The sequence below is a fragment of the Mesorhizobium sp. M0626 genome (assembly GCF_040320665.1).
Classification (GTDB): domain Bacteria; phylum Pseudomonadota; class Alphaproteobacteria; order Rhizobiales; family Rhizobiaceae; genus Mesorhizobium.
Map to the genome: position 1 here is coordinate 114,375 of NZ_JAMYQD010000012.1, position 19,038 is coordinate 133,412.

Sequence of the window (19,038 nt, forward strand, 5' to 3'; positions counted from 1 at the left end):
GCTCCAAGGCTAAACTCAGAGAGGTAACACAATGAAAAAACTGTTTATCGCGTTGATGACCACGACCGCCGCCATGTCACTGGCGGCGTCGGCGCAGGCCGCCGACAAGTTGAAGGCATGCTGGGTCTACACCGGCCCGATCGGCGATTTCGGCTATTCCTACCAGCACGACCAAGGCCGCCTCGAGGTGGAGAAGGCGCTCGGCGACAAGGTCGAAACCGCCTATCTCGAGAACGTCTCGGAAGGTCCCGATGCCGACCGCGCTTTCGAGCGTCTGGCGCGCGAAGGCTGCAAGATCATCTTCGGCACCTCTTTCGGCTTCATGGACCCGGAAGTGAAGGTCGCCAAGAAGTTCCCCAAAGTGATGTTCGAGCACGCCACCGGCTACAAGACCGCTGACAATCTCGGCATCTACAATGCGCGCTTCTATGAAGGCCGCTACGTGCTCGGCCAGATCGCCGCCAAGGAATCGAAGGCAGGGGTCGCCGGCTATATCGTTTCCTTCCCGATCCCCGAAGTGGTGATGGGCATCAACTCCTTCATGCTCGGCGCGCAGTCGGTCAACCCGAACTTCAAGGCCAAGATCGTCTGGGTGAACTCCTGGTTCGATCCGGGCAAGGAAGCCGACGCGGCCAAGGCGCTGTTCGACCAGGGCGCCGACATCATCGTCCAGCACACCGATTCCACTGCGGCACTGCAGGTGGCGGAAGAGCGCAAGCTGCACGGCTTCGGCCAGTCCTCCGACATGATCAAGTTCGCGCCGAACGCGCAGCTGACCTCGCTGACAGACGAATGGGGGCCGTATTACATCAGCCGCGTTCAGGCGGCGCTCGACGGCACCTGGAAGCCTGACAATGTCTGGCTCGGCATCAAGGACGGCGCCGTCAAGCTGGCGCCCTTCACCAACATGCCGGACGATGTGAAGGCGATGGCCGAGGCAACCGCCAAGAAAATCGCAGATGGCTGGAACCCATTCACAGGACCGGTCGCCAAGCAGGACGGCACGCCGTGGCTCAAGGACGGCGAAGTAGCCGACGACGGCACGCTGCTCGGCATGAACTTCTATGTGAAGGGCGTCGACGACAAGTTGCCGCAGTAAGTATCGGAAACGCAAAAGAGAAGGGGCGCCGCCCGGCGCCCTTTTTCACTTCGCGGGCTGCACGCTTCGACTGCGAAACCGCGCCGAGGGCTGGGCCAAAAATCCGAGGGCGCCGGGAGGCGCCCTTTTGGTAATTTTCTAAACCGCCGAGCCGTAAAGGTCGTAGGCGTCGGCGCGGTCGATCTTGACCGTGACGATGTCGCCTTGGCGCAGCGGGCGGCGCGACTGGATATGCACCGAACCGTCGATCTCGGGCGCGTCGTATTTTGTCCGGCCCTTGGCAGACGTGCCATGCGCCTCGTCGATCAGCACCGGCAGGCGCTTGCCGACCTTCTTGGCCAGCTGCGTCGCCGAGATCTTCTGCTGGCGCTGCATGAAGCGATGCCAGCGCGCTTCCTTGATCTCCTGCGGCACCTGTTCGAGGCCGAGATCGTTGGAGCGGGCGCCGCGGACCGGCTCGTATTTAAAGCAGCCGGCGCGATCGATCCTGGCCTCGTCCAGCCAGTCGAGCAGCATCTCGAAATCCTCGTCGGTCTCGCCGGGGAAACCGACGATGAATGTCGAGCGTATCGCCAGATCCGGGCACACCTCGCGCCAGCCGCGAATGCGCTCCGGCGTCTTTTCGCCATGGGCAGGACGGCGCATGTTCTTCAGCACCTGCGGCGAGGCGTGCTGGAAGGGGATGTCCAGATAGGGAAGGATTTTTCCATCCGCCATCAGCGGGATGACATCGGCGACATGCGGGTAGGGGTAGACATAGTGCATGCGTACCCAGATGCCGAGCTTGCCCAGCTCCTCCGACAGGTCGAGGAATTTCGCCCGCACTTCGCGGTCGCCGAACATCGACGTCTGGTACTTGATGTCGATGCCGTAGGCGCTGGTGTCCTGCGAGATGACCAGCAATTCCTTGACCCCGGCCTTGGCCAGCTTCTCGGCCTCGCGCAGCACATCGGCCGCCGGGCGCGAGACGAGGTCGCCGCGCAGTGCGGGAATGATGCAGAAGGTGCAGCGGTTGTTGCAGCCTTCGGAAATCTTGAGATAGGCGTAGTGGCGCGGCGTCAGCTTGACGCCTTGCGGCGGCAGAAGGTCGATATAGGGATCGTGGCTGGGCGGCGCCGCCTCATGCACCGCGGCCATCACGCTCTCATAGGCCTGCGGGCCGGTGATGGCGAGGACGTTGGGGTGCTTCTCTCGGATCACGTCCGGCTCGGCGCCGAGGCAGCCGGTGACGATCACCCGGCCGTTTTCCGAAAGCGCCGAACCAATGGCGTTGAGCGATTCGTCGCGGGCTGAGTCGAGAAAGCCGCAGGTGTTGACGACGACAAGGTCGGCGCCGTCATGCTTGCGTGCGATCTCATAGCCTTCGGCGCGCAGGCGCGTGATGATGCGCTCGGAATCCACAAGCGCCTTCGGGCATCCAAGGCTGACGAAACTGACGCGAGGCGCAGACATGAGAAAACATCCGGGTTTTTCGGGATCGGCGGCCAGTACCACACTTATTGCGGCATTGGTATGGGCAGCGGCTGCGGCGAACGCGACCACTGCCTCCGGCAGATACCCATGCTGCTACAGAAGCTGTGGGACCGGCAGCGTCAGCTCACCACAGGACTGACATGCGGCCAGACCTCGACAACGCCGCGATAGACCATATCGATCGCGACGTAGAGAATGATCAGCAAGCCGACATAGGCGATCCAGCGGTGGCGATGCAGCAGCTTGGCAATGAAGCTCGCGGCCAAGCCCATCAAGGCGATCGACAGCACCAGGCCTATGACAAGCACGGGAAAATGATCGCGCGCCGCACCGGCGACCGCCAGCACATTGTCCAGCGACATCGAAACATCGGCGACGACGATCTGCAGGGCCGCCTGGCCGAGCGTCTTGCGCGGCGCCTTGCCACCCACCGTTCTGTCGCTGTTGAGGTCGGAATCGGACAGCGCCTCGGTCGCCTCGAACTCGTCGGCATGCGACGTCCGCAGCTCGCGCCACATCTTCCAGCACACCCACAACAAAAGGATGCCGCCGGCCAGCAGCAGGCCGACAATGGCAAGAAGCTTGACGGTGACGGCGGCAAACAGGATGCGCAGCACAGTCGCCGCCAACACGCCGATCAGGATGGCTTTCTTGCGCTGCTCGACCGGCAGGCCGGCGGCGGCAAGGCCGATGACGATGGCATTGTCGCCGGCAAGCACCAGATCGATGGCGATGACCTGGAGGAGGGCCGTCATGCTTGCAGCGCTGAAAATGTCCATCGACCGGAGCCCCTTGCTGTATCGGCGTGTTCGTCGTCGGATATGCCGACGCCCTAACGTGTATGGTTCCCGCGCGTCAAGAGACTGCCGGCGCAATTCCAGGAAAAGTGCGTAGCGGTTTTCCGTCCGGAATCATGCAAAAACAAAGAGTTAGAGTGGGTCAGCTGCTCTATAAAAAGCTGAACCGCTCTAACGGCCGACGCTGAAAGCCACGGGAATAGGGAAGGTCGTTCTGCCAGAGAGAATTCTGGTCGCAGCGAATTCAGTCGTAGAGATTGTACTTCGCCCAGTCGGCTTCCGGAATCTCGTCGCCAATGCGGTAACGGAACTGCAGGACCTCCATATGGTCCGGCGCCGTCTCGCATTTGAACTTCAGCCGGTACCACTGCCCCTTGCTGCGGAAGGCAGCGCCCGGGCTGCGGATGGCATCGGCTTTCATTTCCGGCGTCGCGAAGGCGTAGGCGACGACGCGGTCTGCCTTGTACTTGTGGTCGTCATGGCTGATGCGGTCGAGCACTTCGGCGTCGCATCTCTGCTCCAGCCGGGTCTCCGGGTCGAGTTTCAGCAGGCCGGCGCGCAGGGCGGCGTCCATCGCGTGGGCGGGCCAGGCCAGCGTCACCGAAGCCAGCGCCGCAAGGAACAGTTTTTTCATGGGCGGGAGAACGACCATATCTCGCGTGAAAAATCAACCGGAGTGCCATTTTGGGGCAGCCGGATGTGCCCGGAAATCGCCGTTGGCCGGGCAGGGGGTTTTGACGCAGCCGCTTTGACACGTCGCCGGCGCCATTCTTATTTGTCCGGGCTGCCATGCACCGATAGCCTGTTTCGCCGTCTTTCCGCTTCTCGCGATCGCGGCACCCACCGCCACGGCCGCAAGGCGATATAGGCAGCGAGGAAGGTTCTCTGTGCAAGGCCGGCCTCGCTGTGCCAGACCTCCCTTATCCCCGCCGCCCTCAATGCGCTTCGTTGGGTGCTGTTGCGTTCCCAGCGCCGGCTGATGCTGCCCGCTCGGTAGTATTTGTGGCAGAGCACTTGCGGCACGCGGACAAAGCCGCCGAGCAGCGACAGATGCAGAAGCCAGGTCCAGTCGGCGCTGAATTCGCCTTGGCTGTTGGGCTTGATCCCGCCGCTGCGGTGGAACGCCCAGGCCCTGAATATCCCACGATTGGGAACCCACCATCCATGCGGCGTGCGCGCCATCACCCGGCCACGCGCAAAACCGTCCTGCAAGCCCTCCAGCAGGTCGAACTTCCACGTAGCACTTTCGCCGCTGACTTCGATGACTTCGACATCGCTGAACGACAGTACCGCCTCGGGATTGGCATCGAGCGCCCGCACCAGCGCCTCGATATAGGTTGGATCGATGACGTCGTCATGGAAGGCAAAGAACATCAATTCGCCGCTGGCATTGGCCATCAGATCGTTGGAATTCTTCAGCCATCCCAGGTTTTTGTCCCGGCGCAGGATACGGACATCGTCGCGGCCGACGGCGAAGGCCGAAATGATCTCGAATGTCGCGTCGGTCGAATTGTCCTCGCCGACCAGGATCTCGATATTGTCCCAGGTCTGCGCGGCGAGGCTGTCCAGCGTACGCGAAATGAATGCCGCCGAATTGTAGCATGGCACCAGCGCGGTGACCTTCGGCCGCCAGCCGGATCGAAGCTCGACTTGTTTCCGCGCTACCTGCTTCGCGCCGCCCTGTTCTGTCTCACCCATTCACTCGATCCCGCAGATTTGCCGCGCCAGCCTGTCGGCAAGCCACGGCGCCGTCGAATATTTACCTGTGTCGACCGAGATGTAGTTGCCCAGGCGGTTGATCCCGAATTGGTCGCGGCGATGGATCGTGGCTTTCGGGTCGCTGAGCGAACCACGCCCTTGCGCAAACACGAAGCCGCCGCGTACCTCAAGCTCCTCGGCATCGTCGAACATGCTGGAAACACTGGGCACCAACCGGGCGAGCGTGGCGCGAACGTTGCCGATGAACCGCTGTCGTGCGTCGGCATCGAGCGCTTGTGGCGTTTCGATCGACAATTCGCCACTCTCCGCAAGCAACCCGCTCGGATACCAGGAGAGATAGAAGTTGCGCCCGTCATAGTTTTTTATGTCGCCGAACGGGCCAAGGGCGACGACCGCGCACGGCACATCGACAGGCTGGCTGGTGCGGCCGAACAGGCAAAGCCGGTAGCGGTGCGACCATCCGGGAACCGGCTCGATGCCGGCCGTGCGGTCGACAGCCAGCCGCCCCTCCCAAAGGCAATTGACGACGATGTCGAACGCCTCACTTTTCTCGCCTGCGACCGCCACGCGCCATTTCCCGTCAATTCCGTCCACCGGCTGTGCCGACAGGACTTTGGACGCCATCCGCAAGCTGATATTGGGTTCACCCCGAAGCGCCGCGCAAAGCCGGTAGGCAACCCATCGCGTGTTGACGGATCGCTCCGGCACCTGGAAGCCCCCGACGATCTGGTCCGAGTTGGTGACATCCGCCAATTCAGTTTTGGAAAGCCGATTCGATCGCGCCGCCGATACGTCGGCAAGGTAGCTGGTGGCGTCAGCGTGGCTGCGCACCAATACATCCACACGTTCAAAGATCGCCCCCAGCGCCTCGGCAGCGACGATCGAGTTGCGATGGACCAGATAAAGGTCTTCCGAAAAGGTCGTGTGCGCTTCCAGATTGCTTCCGATCAGCTCGGAAACAAGCCTGCCGAAACACAGTCCTCCCGAAAGCAGATGCCGGGCGGTCAGCAGCGAGGGATCGTTCCCGTAGAGATAGCCGAGATGAATCTTGCCCTCGTTCCAACGGCTGGCGCAGGCCATCGGCTCGCTCTCCTTGTCGAAGAGGGACACCGCGTAGCCTCTGCGGGCCATCATGAGAGCGAGGCTGGCGCCCATGATGCCGGCGCCGAGAATAGCCATTCTGCCGCGAGGCGCTGTCATGTCCTGGCGCGCATCGCGGCCTCTCCTTTCCCGATGAGTGTCATCAGGGGTTCGATACGTAGTTTTCAGGGTCGTATTCGGTATCGCAGAAAACCAGCAAAGACGGGTTCTCGCCTTCATAGGTCTGCAGCGCCCACACCGGGGCATCGACCAGCACCGCGCGGTTCGATGCGGTGAGCGTCAGCCGTTCGATCTGTTCCTGATAGCGAAATTCGATGCCGATCTCGCCCGACAGCTGCATCATCAATTGCCGGCCCGAGCCGTGTGCATGTCCGCCCCGCGACGTGCCGCGCGGCGCGGTGACGACGAACGCCCGCACGGCTTGGAAATTGTAACCGCTGAACTCGATAGCGGTCAGCATTCCCCTGGGATCGCAATGTAACGAAGTGGGGATCTCGGTGACCTTGCCGCCAAAGAACGTTCGATGCTGCATAACGTAAGCCCGCCAGATGCCGGTCGAAATTTACCTCAGACTAGCGCTTATATCAAAAGACAGAGAATACAACCACTTAGGCGGTGTTTTGGGACACAGCAGCGGATCGATGTCGAGCTCGGCCTCAGGCCGATACGGTGCCGACTACCGAAGGTCGCCGCGCCGTCACGACTTCTGAGTCGCGGCCGAAACCACGGCTTAAGACCTTGGTCCGAGCGGTCTAGGACCTTTGAGTTCGGAAGGCCGGCCGGTCCCAACGAGGGTGATCTACTTCAGCAATTTCAAAGAGTTATGCTGGTTGGCGTTTCGCCGGCCGGCCGCTTCGTTCTCGCAATGAAAGCACAGCTATATCCAAGTTTACCCTTTGTGTTAGCGATTCCTCATGTTGCCCGCTATAGCGGTTAGTGGCGGTGGCAATCTCGGAGGTAGTTATGACATCCCGAAAGACCCTTTTTGCTGCATTTGCGGTGTTCTCGCTTCTGGTGTCGCCGGCCCTGGCTGCTGCTGGTGGCAACGGCCATGGTAACGGCCATGGCAATGGTAACGGTAACGGCAATGGCAATGGCAATAGCGGAGGAAACGGTAATGCTGGCGGCAATGGCGGAGGCGGCGGTTCGCTCGGCAAGTCGGCATCCGCCAAGGGCCAGGTCGCCAAGGCCGCTACCGGTTCAGTGTCCAAGGAAAAGAATATCCATGCCAAGGTGGGCCGATTGAACTCACTGCAGCGCAACGCCAACGCCTTTATGCACTCCAAGAGCAAGAACTTCGCTGGCGTGCAGGCTTTTGTGACACAGTCGGCAATAGCCAAGAACGCTCAATCGGCGCTCGATGCCGCTAATCAGGCGGTTGCCGACGCCAAAGCGGCGCTCGACGCGCTGAATGCGAAAGCGGCTGACCCGAATACCCCGCCCGAAGATGTCCCGACGCAGGCCGACCTCGATGCAGCACAGGCAGCGCTCGATGACGCCACCCAGGATGCGGCCGCTGCTCAGACCGCCGCCACAGCTGCCGCTGCCAACGTCCCATCGATCGATGCAGCCCTTGCCCAAATGGCCAACAAGCCCGTTGACCCTGAGGTGACAGATTGGGCCAATAGCGTACTTGCCGACAAGATCGACCAAGTAGCCGCCAAGCTGGCGCCGGCCGCGCCTTAAGGCCCCATGCGGCGGCAGCGATCCAATCGACGATAAGCCGTCGGGTCCGCCCGGCGGCTGCACCTTTCTCGCCTGTCTGCAGCGTTGGTCCCAATGCAGGTCCGAGATTCTGGTGATGGCTATTTTGCGAAATCTGCAGCCGCGCCGCCGTCCTCAAGGCTGAATTCATGCGTGCTTCGCGCATCTTCATCGACCACACGAAACCAATGCTCCTGAAGCGCTCTAGGCGACACCCTTTGGCCCGTTACCTTCTCTACCGCAGATAACGGATCATCGGCGCTCGTGGCCTGAGTTGAGACACACTCCTCTCCATGCCACTCTTCCACCTGGTACTCTGGCATGCCGGCCTACCTACCGCTCCCCAGAGCCTTCGCTTCCCGCTCCAGCGTCTCGCGTCGGTTGCCGTGCTTCGCGATCAATTCCTTGACCTGCTGCGGGGTGATGCCGGCCTTGGTGGCGAAATACTCGACTTCATAATCCTCATCGGCAGAGACGCGGTCCCGATCGCGGAAGTCCGTCTTCGTTTTGTCGTCGGCCATTTGCTTTGCTCCTGGTTGAATGATCAACCGCAACGTGCAGCCGCAGCCTTTTGTTGCAGCGGAGCCCGGATTTCCGAAACGGTCACATGGGAAAACGACCCTCAGTCGCAGGAGGTGCTGGTGTGCTGTAACTTTGAACGGAACGGTTCTTCTCCTTGACGGTTGTGACGTGAAGGAGATGCCTCATGTTTGAAAGTGTGATGTGGTTGATCGTCGTTGCTGGTGGGCCACTGTTGCTGGCCCTATTGATGGCATACGTTCTTATGACCCGACGCCACCGTGGTCCTGCAGAACGCATGGAAAGCGACCGCGCGACCAAACGGCTCTATCGCCAGGACGAACGTTGATCCTGAGGCTGGCGCAACGTTTGCGCTAACGCTGGCCCGCTGCCTCGCGGTGGCAGGCTTCTTCGTTTTAGGAAGTTAGGAATATTAGGAAAGATTTGGCCCTCTTTGAAAATACAGAGGCAATTCAGCACGATAGCCAAATATCTGGCGGAGGGAGTGGCCGATTCTGTGCCTAGTCCTGACTAGTCACTAGCAGCCAACCTGTTGATTTCGCTCGATTTTGGATAGCCATAGCTAGCCAACAAATCTGCGGAAGGCTTCAAGAAGGTTAGTCCGGGCAACCGCACCAACCAAGGAGCCTCCGCAATGGCATCTAGAATCGACACTCTTAACCGCGAACTGCGCGACCGCATAAAAGCCGGGCAGGCCAATCTGTGGTCACATGGAAACGGCCTTTGTTTCGCACTGGCAAAGACTGGCAAAGCTACTTGGGTATTTAGATACACCTTCGCCGGTTGCCGCCGCGTTATGACACTAGCACCACACAATGACCCCATCAACGACCGGCAATTCAAAGAGCTGGAAATGGCCGCAATTGAACACCGCGACCAAGTGAAAGGCGGCATCGATCCGCTCGCAGCGTTAAAGCCTACGCCGGCCAAGACCACGTGCGATGACACGTTTGAACATGTTGCTCGGGACTACGTCGCAACCCACTCCGCCAACTGGCGCAACGACAAACACGCGGCGCAGTGGTCGAGCACGCTTGAAACCCACGTCTATCCAAAGATCGGGCGCAAGCTGCCATATGAAATCGACGTTGATGACGTGCTAGCGGTCTTGCAGCAGCCGCACATACGACACGGAAAGCGACTGCCACTTTGGGACGCTGTACCAGAGACAGCCTCCCGCGTGCGCATGCGCATCGAGACTGTCATAGCCGCAGCTAAATCGAAGGCGCTAGGCAGCGCAAACCCTCAAATCAAAGCCTTGTGGAAAGACCATTCCAACCCGGCAAAATGGGAAGATTGCCTTGAGCATTGGCTTGGTAAGAAAGGCAAACAATCGAAAGGCCATCATGCGGCAATGGCTTTTGTCGAAGTGCCGGCCTTTATGCAGGCGTTGCGCAACAAAACAGATTATTCGGCCAAAGCGCTTGTGCTGACGATCCTATGCGCAACCCGCACGAGCGAAACTCTGCTCGCAACGTGGGATGAATTCGATCTTGGCAACGCGATTTGGATCATTCCAGCGGAGCGCATGAAAGCCGGGATTGAGCACCGAATTCCATTGAGCAGCGCCGCAGTTGAATTGTTGAAAGGGCTGCCCCGCTTCAAGGATCATCCGTATGTTTTTCCTGGAGCGAGACGCAACCAGCCCTTGAGCAATATGGCCATGCTGGAGCAATTGCGAGGAATGCGACCGGGATTAACCGTTCACGGATTTCGATCCAGCTTCCGCGATTGGGCCGCAGAAACAACCCTTCACCCTGACACCATCGTTGAACAAGCGCTTGCGCATGTGCAAAAAGACAAGACGATAGCTGCCTATCGTAGGGGCGATGGTCTTCTACGCCGCAAACAACTAATGCAGCAGTGGGCAGACTTTCTAACTATCGCAAATGACAACGAATACCGCGAGCAATGGCAAAGGTTTGTTGCATAGGCTTTGACGTTCACAACGGATTATTATTGCCTGTGGATAACTACTTTATGGCCCGGCTTTCGGGCCATTCTTTTTTTGACTAAACATGGCTAGCTGTGATCGATTGCGGTTGCTGCGTCGAGGATACGCGTAGCCAAGTGCGCCGTAGCGAGGATACGCGAGGGGCCGCACGGGCTGGATGGCCCAGCCCTTAAAAAGGGTGCTCGTAGGTGGATGCCTGCAAACTCTTCAATTTCCTAGATAAATTGGAACGCACCCATGCAGGATGCCTTAGTCCTACTCACGCGCGATCAGCTTTGCGCCTTGCTCCACATTTCCGACACCTCGCGCCAGCGTCTCGAAAAGGCCGATCCGGCTTTTCCGCCTAAGCTGAAAATTGGCGCTCGCAAAGTCGGTTATCTACGCACCGATGTGCTCGAATATTTGCAGAAGCAACGAGCGAACGCGGCCTGATGGCTAGTTGAATTGGTTAGCGCCGCGTCGGCGCGATCCGCTCAAGGCGCAATTATCAGACGAAATCAGCGTCTTAGTTGAACACGGTTCGACGGAGAAAAGCTCTGCCGCACCCAGAAAAAACCCGGCTCGCATCGAACGTGCGAAAGCCGGGCTGAAAGGCTCTAGGAATGAATACCTCTATAGCTCCAGTCCTGCCAGCTGGCAACTTCGACGTGCCCGAAGCACTGAAAGCCTACCAGCAATTCGTTGTCTGGCGGCTTGTGAAGCGAGCGGGTGAACCGAAGCCGGCCAAACTGCCATTCGATCCAAAGACCGGTTTAACCGCTAGTTCGACCGATCCGACCACCTGGACAGATTTTGCCACGGCTGCCCGCGTAGCTGCTGCCGGTGGCTTCAATGGCATTGGTTTCGTGTTCACCGCCGACGATCCTTTCGCGTTCATCGATCTTGATGATTGCCGCGATCCGCTCACAGGGGATTGGTTGCCGCACGCCAAAACAATCGTCCAAGCCATCTTCCCCGGCGCGGCGTGGGAAACATCGCAAAGCGGCAACGGTCTCCACGGCATCGCTCGCGTGGGCAACAAGATGGCGTTTGCGAATAAGGCGCGCAAATGGACCAACAACGGTAATCGTTTCGAATGCTACACCGAAGGCCGCTTTGTCGCGTTTGGCCGTTGTGATTGGTCGCGGCTTTATCTGCCCGATGATTGCGGTCCGGCCTTGGCCTCTTGGGTGCCAGATCGGCAATCCGGTCGTCCTGGCGTAGTTGATTGGGAAGACGTGGCGCGGCTTGATTACGCCGGCCCCGCCGATGATGATGAACTGATAAGGCGCGCTACCACCAGCAAGGGTGGGCTGGCTTCGCTTGGCACTGCGCCGCCATTCGCTGCGCTTTGGAGCGGCGATGCGGTCGAGCTAGGCAAGTTCTTTCCCGATCCTAAGCGCTCGTTCGACCGCAGCGCGGCCGAGCTTGCCTTAGCCAATGCGCTGGCGTGGTGGACCGGATGCAACCCCGCGCGTATCGAACGGCTGATGACCATTGCGCCGCTCTGCCAACGTGAGAAATGGCAGAAGCGTGGCGACTATCGCGCCCGCACCATCGCATCCGCTATCGGCGCTCCCGATCGCAAATATTTCACTGGCAAGGAGCGGCGAGAGCAACAGCTACAAGCCAATATGGAAATTGGCGACGACCTACCGACAGCGCCATTGCCAACGCTGATGACGCTGGACGAAATGCACCGCGATCTTGTTCACGTGGGATTTGGATCGCAAATCATTCATCGCGGCAGCAAGACTATCCGAAACAGGGAAGACGCTGCCAGCGAATACGCCGCCAGTGTCACCGAACTTGACACTGGCAAAATCGACAAAGACGGCAATCGTGTTTTGAAGCGGCATCAGACGCTTGAATTGTGGCGTCGATCACAGAACCGCACATCTGTTGATGTCGTGACGTGGCAGCCCGGCCAGCCAGAAATTTGCCGGGCGCTGGAAACGACCGGCAGCGGTCAAACCGCATACAATCTATGGACGCCGCCGCGATTTTCGGAACCACCTTCGAACTGGGAGGATTGGGCGAAGCCCTTCGTTGATCATGTAACCTATCTCGTGCCAATCGACGCCGAGCGCTACCGCTTCCTGCAATGGTTAGCTCATATAGCTCAGAAACCGGGAGAACTTCCTCATACCCACTATTTGTTCATCGCGACCACCACGGGAATAGGACGTGGAACACTTGCATCAATGCTTGTGCGGGCTTTGCGCGGCTATGTGGCCGCGAATGCAGATGTGGGAATGTTGCTCAACAAATCGTTCAACGGGCGATTGTCTCAAAAGCTACTCGCCACGGTGGATGAAATTCGGGAAGGCGGGGGGCAGCGCTATCAGCAGCAAGAGAATTTCAAGAGCGCTGTGGTCGAGGAAGAAAGGGCGATCAATCCAAAATTCGGCAGGCAATATGTTGAACGCAATTGTTGCCGCTGGTTACTTTTTTCGAACCATCTCGACGCGCTCCCGTTCGACAATGGCGACCGGCGCGTCATCGTAATCGAGAATCCAACGGTGCCGGCGGTGCCGGCTTGGTTTGAATATCTTCACAGCATCATGAACCATCCGGCGTTCATCGCGAGCGTGCAGCATTATCTTGCAACGCTCGACACCAGCACGTTCAAGCCGGGCGAGCGCGCGCCAATGAACGCAGCCAAGGCAAAGGCTATTGCAGCCATGGAGAGCGCCGCAGATCGGGCAGCACGGCAATTTGCGGCTGCATGGCCGGGCGATTTCGCTACGACCGACGATCTACGCGACTTTGTCGGCGACGATCTGCCTAAACATTCCGGCGCAATGCGGCACATCATCGAACGCGCCGGCATGAAGGTTGCCGACAAGAAAAGATGGATCAACTTCAAATCCCGAACGATCTTGATCGTGAGAGGTCAGCTCGATCGGCAAGAGTTGGACAATGCTGCCGTTACGGATGTGATCACCAAGGCCCAAACGGCTTTCCGCTCACAGGGGGAGGGTTTTCCTTCTCCAAATCCTTCAAATTCTCCAGTCCAAAGGCTTGGTAAAACCGAAAATAGAAGATTTTTTTAGCGTCCTTTTAGAACTGGAGAATTTGAGGAATGTGAAGAATGCGGGCGAAGGCCAAACGGACGTTACGTCCGCTCGATATCGCATCCAAGTTTTTGAAATGGTTGCGATGATCGGCAGCAATGCTCGTCCAACTAACCATTTTACCAACCGAATTGATCCGCATCGTCTCGATTGCGATGCTGAATGCGGTGATTGCGATGGTCAATGTTGAATAGATGTAATGGTCATAAGAGTAATTTCGGCTATCTTCATTTATCCAGATTAATACCCGACAACAATACCGACATCATCAGATTAAAATCTGTATAAAAGTAATATAGGCGATTGACCACTTTACCTCTTCATAGCTAAAAAAGCCAAATCACGTCACCAATGAGGAACAGAGCTATGAAGTCTTCCTACCAACTCACTGACCGTGCGGCGCTGCTCACGATCAGCGGCGACAGCGGCGCGGCCCATCCACAAGTCGCTGTCATTCCAATGGAAACGGTCGCCAAGAGCGTTGCCTTCGCGCCGCAGTTTGCCGCGCTCGCCAACGTGTTCCCTGTCCTGGCTGATCAGATCGCCGCAGCTAATGAGCGGTTGCAACCCAACGCTCGCGCAGAAGATTTGCGGGGCATGGTTTCCCGCACAGTTGGCAAGCCGTATCAGGCAGCACAGGCGGCAGTTATTGCCGAAGCCTCTGCTGCCAAAGCTTCAAGAGGCGTGGCAATGGCGTACCGCGCCGGCGATCCGGTTTTCTTCCCTATGATTGTCGCCAAGTTCGCAGCAATGCCGGCTGCGCAGCGAGCGGCATTCGCGGAGCGGGCCAGCGTTGAGCAGACAAGCGCGTTGGTCGCTGCCGGCCGGGATTTCTTCGATGGTGTCGATGACAACATTTGGCAGGTTGTCGAGCGCCGGCACATCATCCAAGCGCATATCCGAATCACGGGGTTGCAGGCAGACCATCAACTCCAGCCGAACGCCGCCAATCCAGCTGCCAGCGGTCCGGACGTCCCAGGCGTCGAGAAGGCTGCTGCGGAGGCGCTAAAGCGGCACGAAGCTCGCGGAGAGGTCGTTGCGGCAGCGGAAGGCAGCTTGCGCTCCATCGTCGCCGCTGTGGCGCTGGCAACCGATCTCTCGCACGACGCGGCATACGATCTGCTCACTGGGAAAGCGGCATGAGCATACCGCTACCCACAACGGTGCATTTGCCGACCGTCGCAAAGCTGAATGCCGCTGAAGTGAGCGCGGTATTCGATGGCGCTTCGCGGCAGAAGCTTCACCACTGGCGCAAACACCATGGATTTCCAACTGCATATCGCGGGCAGAACACCTCATTCACTGCAACCGCCAACATAGCCGCCTGGCTGGACCGCCGGGGCGTAAAAGTGAAGTGGGTTTGAGCATGTCCGATACAGAGCGTTCATCTACGGTCCTGCATCTGCCAAATGGGCGGTTTGCACCAAACAATCCGGGTCGGCCGCAGGGAAGCAAAAACAGGATCAGCAACGAAGCGCTGACTGCCGTTCGCGGCATGAAGGACGATGCGATTGAGCAATTGCGTGCGAAGCTGGAGAAGGGCGATTGGGAAGCGGTGGTGTTCGTGCTCAACCGTATTCTACCCAAGGATCGCCCGGTTGAATTGGACGATATGTCGCCAACAACCATCGCAACTGCGCTCGCCAATGGCGATCTCACACCCGAAGAGGGAAGGGCGATTGCTGCCACAGTCGCGCGCCTCAATGAAATTGGCGAACTTGAACAACTCCGCGACCGCATCCAACAGCTTGAACAGATGATTGCCGGCAATGGCACGATGGCGCGATGAGTGGCGGCGCATCGACGCGATCACCGCTGCTGTTCATCGGAACAGTGGTGGCCCGGACCTAGCGAGATTGAACGACCAGCAACGCGTCATCTATGCGGAGTGGCGCCGGCTTTATCAAACGTGGCGACAGCAGTTCACGCAGCCGGATGCTCTGTACGCAGCGATGCTCGAAGGTGGCTGGACGAGACCGACATTGCCGCTTGCCATTCGTACCGCGCTCTATGGCGAGCCAATTAGCGTCACCACTGAAAACGCGCGCGACGTTTATGTAGGGATGATCACATGAACCAAATACCATCAGGCTGCTACTACGTCGCGTCTCTTCGGCTTCAATTCGATGTTTATCGCAGCAGCGTGGTGGAAATCCGCAGGCTGCCAAAACGGCAAAAAAGCTGGTTGGCAATTGATGCTGATCGTATCGACGTCACCGACAGTCCGACGCATTACGACATGGACCGGTGCAAGCTCAATTTGGATGGGCTAGGGCTGCTTAAGTTGATGAGCTTCCTTAGTCGAGATAATCCGCGATCATCTAAGAAAGCCAAGAAGCGGAGGCTTATTACGTGCTTTCCAAACTCGGCGTTCTTTCCCGAAGTGTTCAAAGGGTCGATCTATGCCGCAACAGGAACGGACCACGAAGCGTTTGGCGACATCTCCTACTTCACTAGCGCAGCACGCGCGGCGCATCCAGTCGAGTTTGCCATCCTAAACGCGATCTGCCGCGAGCGATTCCAGCCACAGCCCTATTATTGATGCGCTCCATCCCGTATACTTGGCAGCATGGGTCGGGAGGGACGTGCGTGGGAGCAATCCGTGCAGCGTTGGTTGATGCTGTTGTTGCAGCCCTTCCGGTTGCGTTAGTTTATTTCAGCGGCTGGGCCTATCTGACATCATACCTGGGCGAATTCGGCATCGATGCGACCCAGATCGACATTAGTTTTACGACAGTTCTGGTTTATGCTTTCGTTCCTCTCCAATCTTCCAAAGTATTGTGGGCGATCGGAGCGGTAGCGGCTTCGGGTTTCGTGGCGTTCCTCATTGAGTTGCATTCAGGCGACAAGTCAAAAACCGGGCAGACTTTGGCATTCCTGTTTGTTGTTTTGACTATGGTACTGTTGGTGTTCTTGCTATTCGTCATTAAGGATGCAGCGAGTGCGTCAGGGCAGGAAATGGCTCACGGTGTATGGAGAGGAAAGAAATCACAAAGTGTGATGACGCTAGTCGCCTCGAAGCCGGAGGACGAAGCGAGCGTGCTCTACGAAACCTGCCGGAAGGGGAGGCGATTGCGGCAGATTATCGGCCTACCTGACCAGATGTTCTTAATGTGTCGAAGCGTAGTTGATCCATGCAATCGGGGCACCTTGTTTGCGGTGAGCAAGGATGGCCGCATTGTCTATACGGCTGATAAGATCAGGGAGGATTTGGATGTTATCAAGACGGTCTGCAATAGTTAGTTTCGTGTTTACTTCGGTAGCTATTACTCCCGCGCTAACGCAGGACCAAAGTGATATCTTTAAAGTATTGCTTGTCAAAAGCGCTGGGCCATTCGAGATCAAGGGCGAGAGCGGCGTTATTGGAATGGTCGTCTCAAGGTCGGGCGATATGGTGATGTTCAAGCCCTGCACCGGTGATTCGTTTGAACTTGATCGAAGGCAATTGATCTCTACAAGCAACAAATGCGCAGATAGTCCTTCGACCGACGAGAACCCTCTCGTTGTGAGCTGTGATAATGCATTAAAAGGTTGGGATGTCGGGCTGTACACACAAGCGGTCAAAAACGACGGTCCGATTGGGACAACCTTTTTCGAGAAGCCTGGAGAGATGGTACTGGGTTCTGTCTTGCTCGACGCCAACAAGATGGCTGCAACAATCGACACTGCATCTCAGCTGAAGGACTGCGGACCGGCGCTAGGTGTCGTAGGATTCGACAAGGCTGGGTTTGCGAAGGTCAGCCTAATTCCGTCGATTGAGGGCATCCAGCTAGATGAAATGAAATAGGGTCTAACCGGCCCAAAACTCGCTCGTGATCTCGGAATTGTGGATGGTCTCAGCATCAAGCCTACTAGGCGCGGCCGGCGAATATCATGTGATGTCGCAGTTATTGCGGCGCGGCTTCATTGCTGCGCTCGCGCCCGTAGGTGTGCCAAACTGCGATATCGTGGTCACGGACGATATAGGGGACCGGCTGTGCGCCATCCAGGTTAAAACCCGAGTTGACAAAGGCTCTGATGGCGGCTGGCATATGGGCAAAAAGCACGAAGCAATTGAATCCCCTACGTTGTTCTATGTGTTTGTTGACTTTGGAAAAGACGTTAGTGAACAGCCGATTTGCTACGCCGTTCCAAGCTCTGTCGTAGCTGATGTAATTCGGAGATCGCATAAAACTTGGCTCTCTTCGCCCGGCAAGAAAGGACAGCAACGGACCGACACAGATTTTAGGCGGTTCCTGCCTGACTATGACAAAATGGGGATACTGATCGGGCGGGGAGCTGGCTGGCTGGACTCCTATCGCGATGCTTGGTCGCTGCTCGCCAAACCCACGCTCAAGCCCTAGTGAGCTAGCTCCGCATGTGAGCATCAAATATCCAAACAGACGCCGGCCCGGCAAACAGTGGGCGAACTCCCAATGAATGCAACGATCAGCGATCCCCGCAGTACCGATGGCTGCGGCTAGGGTAATCGCAAGGGAGATTTCGGCCTGCTCGGCTGAGCGGCCCTCCGTCTAACTTCTGCCGTCCAACTTACGCTTGATTTCGATCGGGACTCGCTTGCCTGGGTGACCCACGTCAATTCGCAAACCCGCAGCTTTGTGTTTGGCGCCTAGTCGCAGGATACCGGCGTCCTGCCTGCTAGAATACAAGTAGCGCTCAGAAAAGTGAGCCCGCTGGCGATTATAGAGCCTCCCCCGTTCCTTCGGCGCTCGTTGGACGCCTGGAGAGCGCTGTTCCCCCCAATACATTTCGAGCATTCTAGTGGGGGCAAGCGGGAGGGTCACAAACGCTTTTTTATGCGCAAATCCTCCGTCGCCATAGGAAGGGTGCACGTACTCTGTTGGGGTAATTCTCACAACTGGGCTATCGCTCGTGATTAGAAGTTGGCCCATTGGTTCGACCACAATCCAGCTCATATCGTTCAGGATATCGGTCAACGGAGCAGCGGCTGAAATCGACATTAGGCCGGCGCGTCTATCAACCGACATCGTGTATCGAGTCTTGTCATTGAAAAATTCAAAGAGTTTGTCACGTTCTTCTTTGGTGGTTTTCTTTTCGCCTCGCTCTGCTTCCATCCTATCCATGGTTTCATCTAGCCGTCCGCGGTCGCTAAAACCCACGTTTCCAACAGCCTGGATCATATCTCCATATAGGCGTGCAGTAGCATTCAGCATTGCGGGACTTCGTGTGTACAGAGTCGCGATAAACAATGAGAAATCGAAGCGCTCTTGTCCTTTTAGTGTCTCTCCTCTCAGCAATTTCGGGTATAAGGGCGCGGCGGCGGACTCGACCTTGGCAAGCCATTCTTCAAGCTGATCGTTGTATTCTCCATCGAGGCCTTTGATTGAATAAAAATTCGTCTCTGCGGCCGTATTCTCAGCGCGATCGGCGCGGGCGCTCCCTTCGCGCTTGTCGTAGGTCCACACTTTCCCCTCCGGGTCGACAAAATTTGCAAGGTAGAAACGGGGAACAAAGTGCTGTTTCTTCGGTCGGCTCATGGTGCAAAGCTTGGGGCTGGTTGTGAAGTTGGGTGAGTTGCAGGAAAAAGGGGGCAAATCAAGCGAACTGGCGGTGGCTGCCCGCCGTGCTCAAATT

22 protein-coding genes are annotated in these 19,038 nt (G+C 57.8%); 14 read left to right on the forward strand and 8 right to left on the reverse strand.

Annotated features, from left to right (window positions below; all coding sequences use genetic code 11):
- Positions 1-31: 31 nt before the first annotated feature.
- Positions 32-1,099, forward strand: a complete 1,068-nt coding sequence (locus NKI37_RS16905) for a BMP family ABC transporter substrate-binding protein (protein WP_023668961.1) — start codon at positions 32-34, stop codon at positions 1,097-1,099.
- Between the two features lie 138 nt (positions 1,100-1,237).
- Here NKI37_RS16905 and rimO read toward each other — a convergent pair whose 3' ends face one another.
- The 6 genes from rimO to NKI37_RS16935 form a co-directional block, all read right to left on the reverse strand.
- Positions 1,238-2,551: a 30S ribosomal protein S12 methylthiotransferase RimO gene (rimO, locus tag NKI37_RS16910; RefSeq protein WP_352788782.1), complete on the reverse strand. Its 1,314-nt coding sequence runs from the start codon at positions 2,549-2,551 to the stop codon at positions 1,238-1,240.
- A gap of 140 nt (positions 2,552-2,691) precedes the next feature.
- Positions 2,692-3,351, reverse strand: a complete 660-nt coding sequence (locus tag NKI37_RS16915; RefSeq protein ID WP_023668959.1) for a TerC family protein — start codon at positions 3,349-3,351, stop codon at positions 2,692-2,694.
- 262 nt (positions 3,352-3,613) lie between these two features.
- Complete coding sequence (locus NKI37_RS16920; RefSeq protein WP_032889884.1) at positions 3,614-4,021, reverse strand: DUF930 domain-containing protein; 408 nt, start codon at positions 4,019-4,021, stop codon at positions 3,614-3,616.
- Between the two features lie 119 nt (positions 4,022-4,140).
- Positions 4,141-5,067 carry a glycosyltransferase family 2 protein gene (locus NKI37_RS16925; protein WP_352788784.1) on the reverse strand — a complete coding sequence of 309 codons (927 nt, stop codon included), beginning with the start codon at positions 5,065-5,067 and terminating at the stop codon, positions 4,141-4,143.
- Positions 5,068-6,267: an FAD-dependent oxidoreductase gene (locus NKI37_RS16930; RefSeq protein WP_352788787.1), complete on the reverse strand. Its 1,200-nt coding sequence runs from the start codon at positions 6,265-6,267 to the stop codon at positions 5,068-5,070.
- Between the two features lie 64 nt (positions 6,268-6,331).
- Positions 6,332-6,721 carry a sugar 3,4-ketoisomerase gene (locus NKI37_RS16935; protein ID WP_023696117.1) on the reverse strand — a complete coding sequence of 130 codons (390 nt, stop codon included), beginning with the start codon at positions 6,719-6,721 and terminating at the stop codon, positions 6,332-6,334.
- Between the two features lie 431 nt (positions 6,722-7,152).
- On the opposite strand from NKI37_RS16935, the gene NKI37_RS16940 reads away from it, so the two are divergent.
- Positions 7,153-7,875, forward strand: a complete 723-nt coding sequence (locus tag NKI37_RS16940) for a hypothetical protein (protein ID WP_352788790.1) — start codon at positions 7,153-7,155, stop codon at positions 7,873-7,875.
- A 347-nt stretch (positions 7,876-8,222) separates the two neighbouring features.
- Here NKI37_RS16940 and NKI37_RS16945 read toward each other — a convergent pair whose 3' ends face one another.
- A complete protein-coding gene (locus NKI37_RS16945) occupies positions 8,223-8,414 on the reverse strand; it encodes a DUF3606 domain-containing protein (RefSeq protein ID WP_023668952.1) in 192 nt (63 codons plus the stop codon).
- A 185-nt stretch (positions 8,415-8,599) separates the two neighbouring features.
- Here NKI37_RS16945 and NKI37_RS16950 point away from each other — a divergent pair, with 185 nt between their 5' ends.
- The 12 genes from NKI37_RS16950 to NKI37_RS17005 all read left to right on the forward strand — a co-directional run bounded on the left by NKI37_RS16950 (position 8,600) and on the right by NKI37_RS17005 (position 17,786).
- Positions 8,600-8,761, forward strand: coding sequence for a hypothetical protein (locus NKI37_RS16950; RefSeq protein ID WP_023691300.1), 162 nt, complete (start codon positions 8,600-8,602; stop codon positions 8,759-8,761).
- Between the two features lie 306 nt (positions 8,762-9,067).
- Positions 9,068-10,366: a tyrosine-type recombinase/integrase gene (locus NKI37_RS16955; protein ID WP_352788793.1), complete on the forward strand. Its 1,299-nt coding sequence runs from the start codon at positions 9,068-9,070 to the stop codon at positions 10,364-10,366.
- A gap of 258 nt (positions 10,367-10,624) precedes the next feature.
- Positions 10,625-10,819 carry a helix-turn-helix transcriptional regulator gene (locus NKI37_RS16960; RefSeq protein ID WP_352788796.1) on the forward strand — a complete coding sequence of 65 codons (195 nt, stop codon included), beginning with the start codon at positions 10,625-10,627 and terminating at the stop codon, positions 10,817-10,819.
- 215 nt (positions 10,820-11,034) lie between these two features.
- On the forward strand, positions 11,035-13,422 hold the full coding sequence (locus NKI37_RS16965) for a phage NrS-1 polymerase family protein (RefSeq protein WP_352788799.1): 2,388 nt from the start codon (positions 11,035-11,037) through the stop codon (positions 13,420-13,422).
- A 387-nt stretch (positions 13,423-13,809) separates the two neighbouring features.
- Entirely contained in the window at positions 13,810-14,586 is a 777-nt protein-coding gene (locus NKI37_RS16970; protein WP_352788802.1) for a hypothetical protein, read from the forward strand.
- Positions 14,583-14,807 carry a hypothetical protein gene (locus NKI37_RS16975; RefSeq protein ID WP_352788804.1) on the forward strand — a complete coding sequence of 75 codons (225 nt, stop codon included), beginning with the start codon at positions 14,583-14,585 and terminating at the stop codon, positions 14,805-14,807. The genes NKI37_RS16970 and NKI37_RS16975 overlap by 4 nt, the downstream gene beginning before the upstream one ends.
- Positions 14,808-14,809: 2 nt before the next feature.
- The gene (locus NKI37_RS16980) at positions 14,810-15,232 is read left to right on the forward strand and encodes a hypothetical protein (RefSeq protein WP_352788807.1); all 423 of its coding nucleotides are present in this window, start codon (positions 14,810-14,812) and stop codon (positions 15,230-15,232) included.
- Complete coding sequence (locus tag NKI37_RS16985) at positions 15,213-15,518, forward strand: hypothetical protein (protein ID WP_352788810.1); 306 nt, start codon at positions 15,213-15,215, stop codon at positions 15,516-15,518. The genes NKI37_RS16980 and NKI37_RS16985 overlap by 20 nt, the downstream gene beginning before the upstream one ends.
- Complete coding sequence (locus NKI37_RS16990; protein ID WP_352788813.1) at positions 15,515-15,985, forward strand: hypothetical protein; 471 nt, start codon at positions 15,515-15,517, stop codon at positions 15,983-15,985. Before NKI37_RS16985 ends, NKI37_RS16990 begins: the two co-directional genes overlap by 4 nt.
- A gap of 47 nt (positions 15,986-16,032) precedes the next feature.
- On the forward strand, positions 16,033-16,686 hold the full coding sequence (locus NKI37_RS16995) for a hypothetical protein (protein WP_352788814.1): 654 nt from the start codon (positions 16,033-16,035) through the stop codon (positions 16,684-16,686).
- A 4-nt stretch (positions 16,687-16,690) separates the two neighbouring features.
- The gene (locus NKI37_RS17000; RefSeq protein ID WP_352788817.1) at positions 16,691-17,230 is read left to right on the forward strand and encodes a hypothetical protein; all 540 of its coding nucleotides are present in this window, start codon (positions 16,691-16,693) and stop codon (positions 17,228-17,230) included.
- 43 nt (positions 17,231-17,273) lie between these two features.
- Positions 17,274-17,786 carry a hypothetical protein gene (locus tag NKI37_RS17005; protein WP_352788819.1) on the forward strand — a complete coding sequence of 171 codons (513 nt, stop codon included), beginning with the start codon at positions 17,274-17,276 and terminating at the stop codon, positions 17,784-17,786.
- A 168-nt stretch (positions 17,787-17,954) separates the two neighbouring features.
- On the opposite strand, the gene NKI37_RS17010 is transcribed toward NKI37_RS17005, so the two are convergent.
- Complete coding sequence (locus NKI37_RS17010; protein ID WP_352788821.1) at positions 17,955-18,941, reverse strand: DUF4238 domain-containing protein; 987 nt, start codon at positions 18,939-18,941, stop codon at positions 17,955-17,957.
- Between the last annotated feature and the right edge of the window lie 97 nt (positions 18,942-19,038).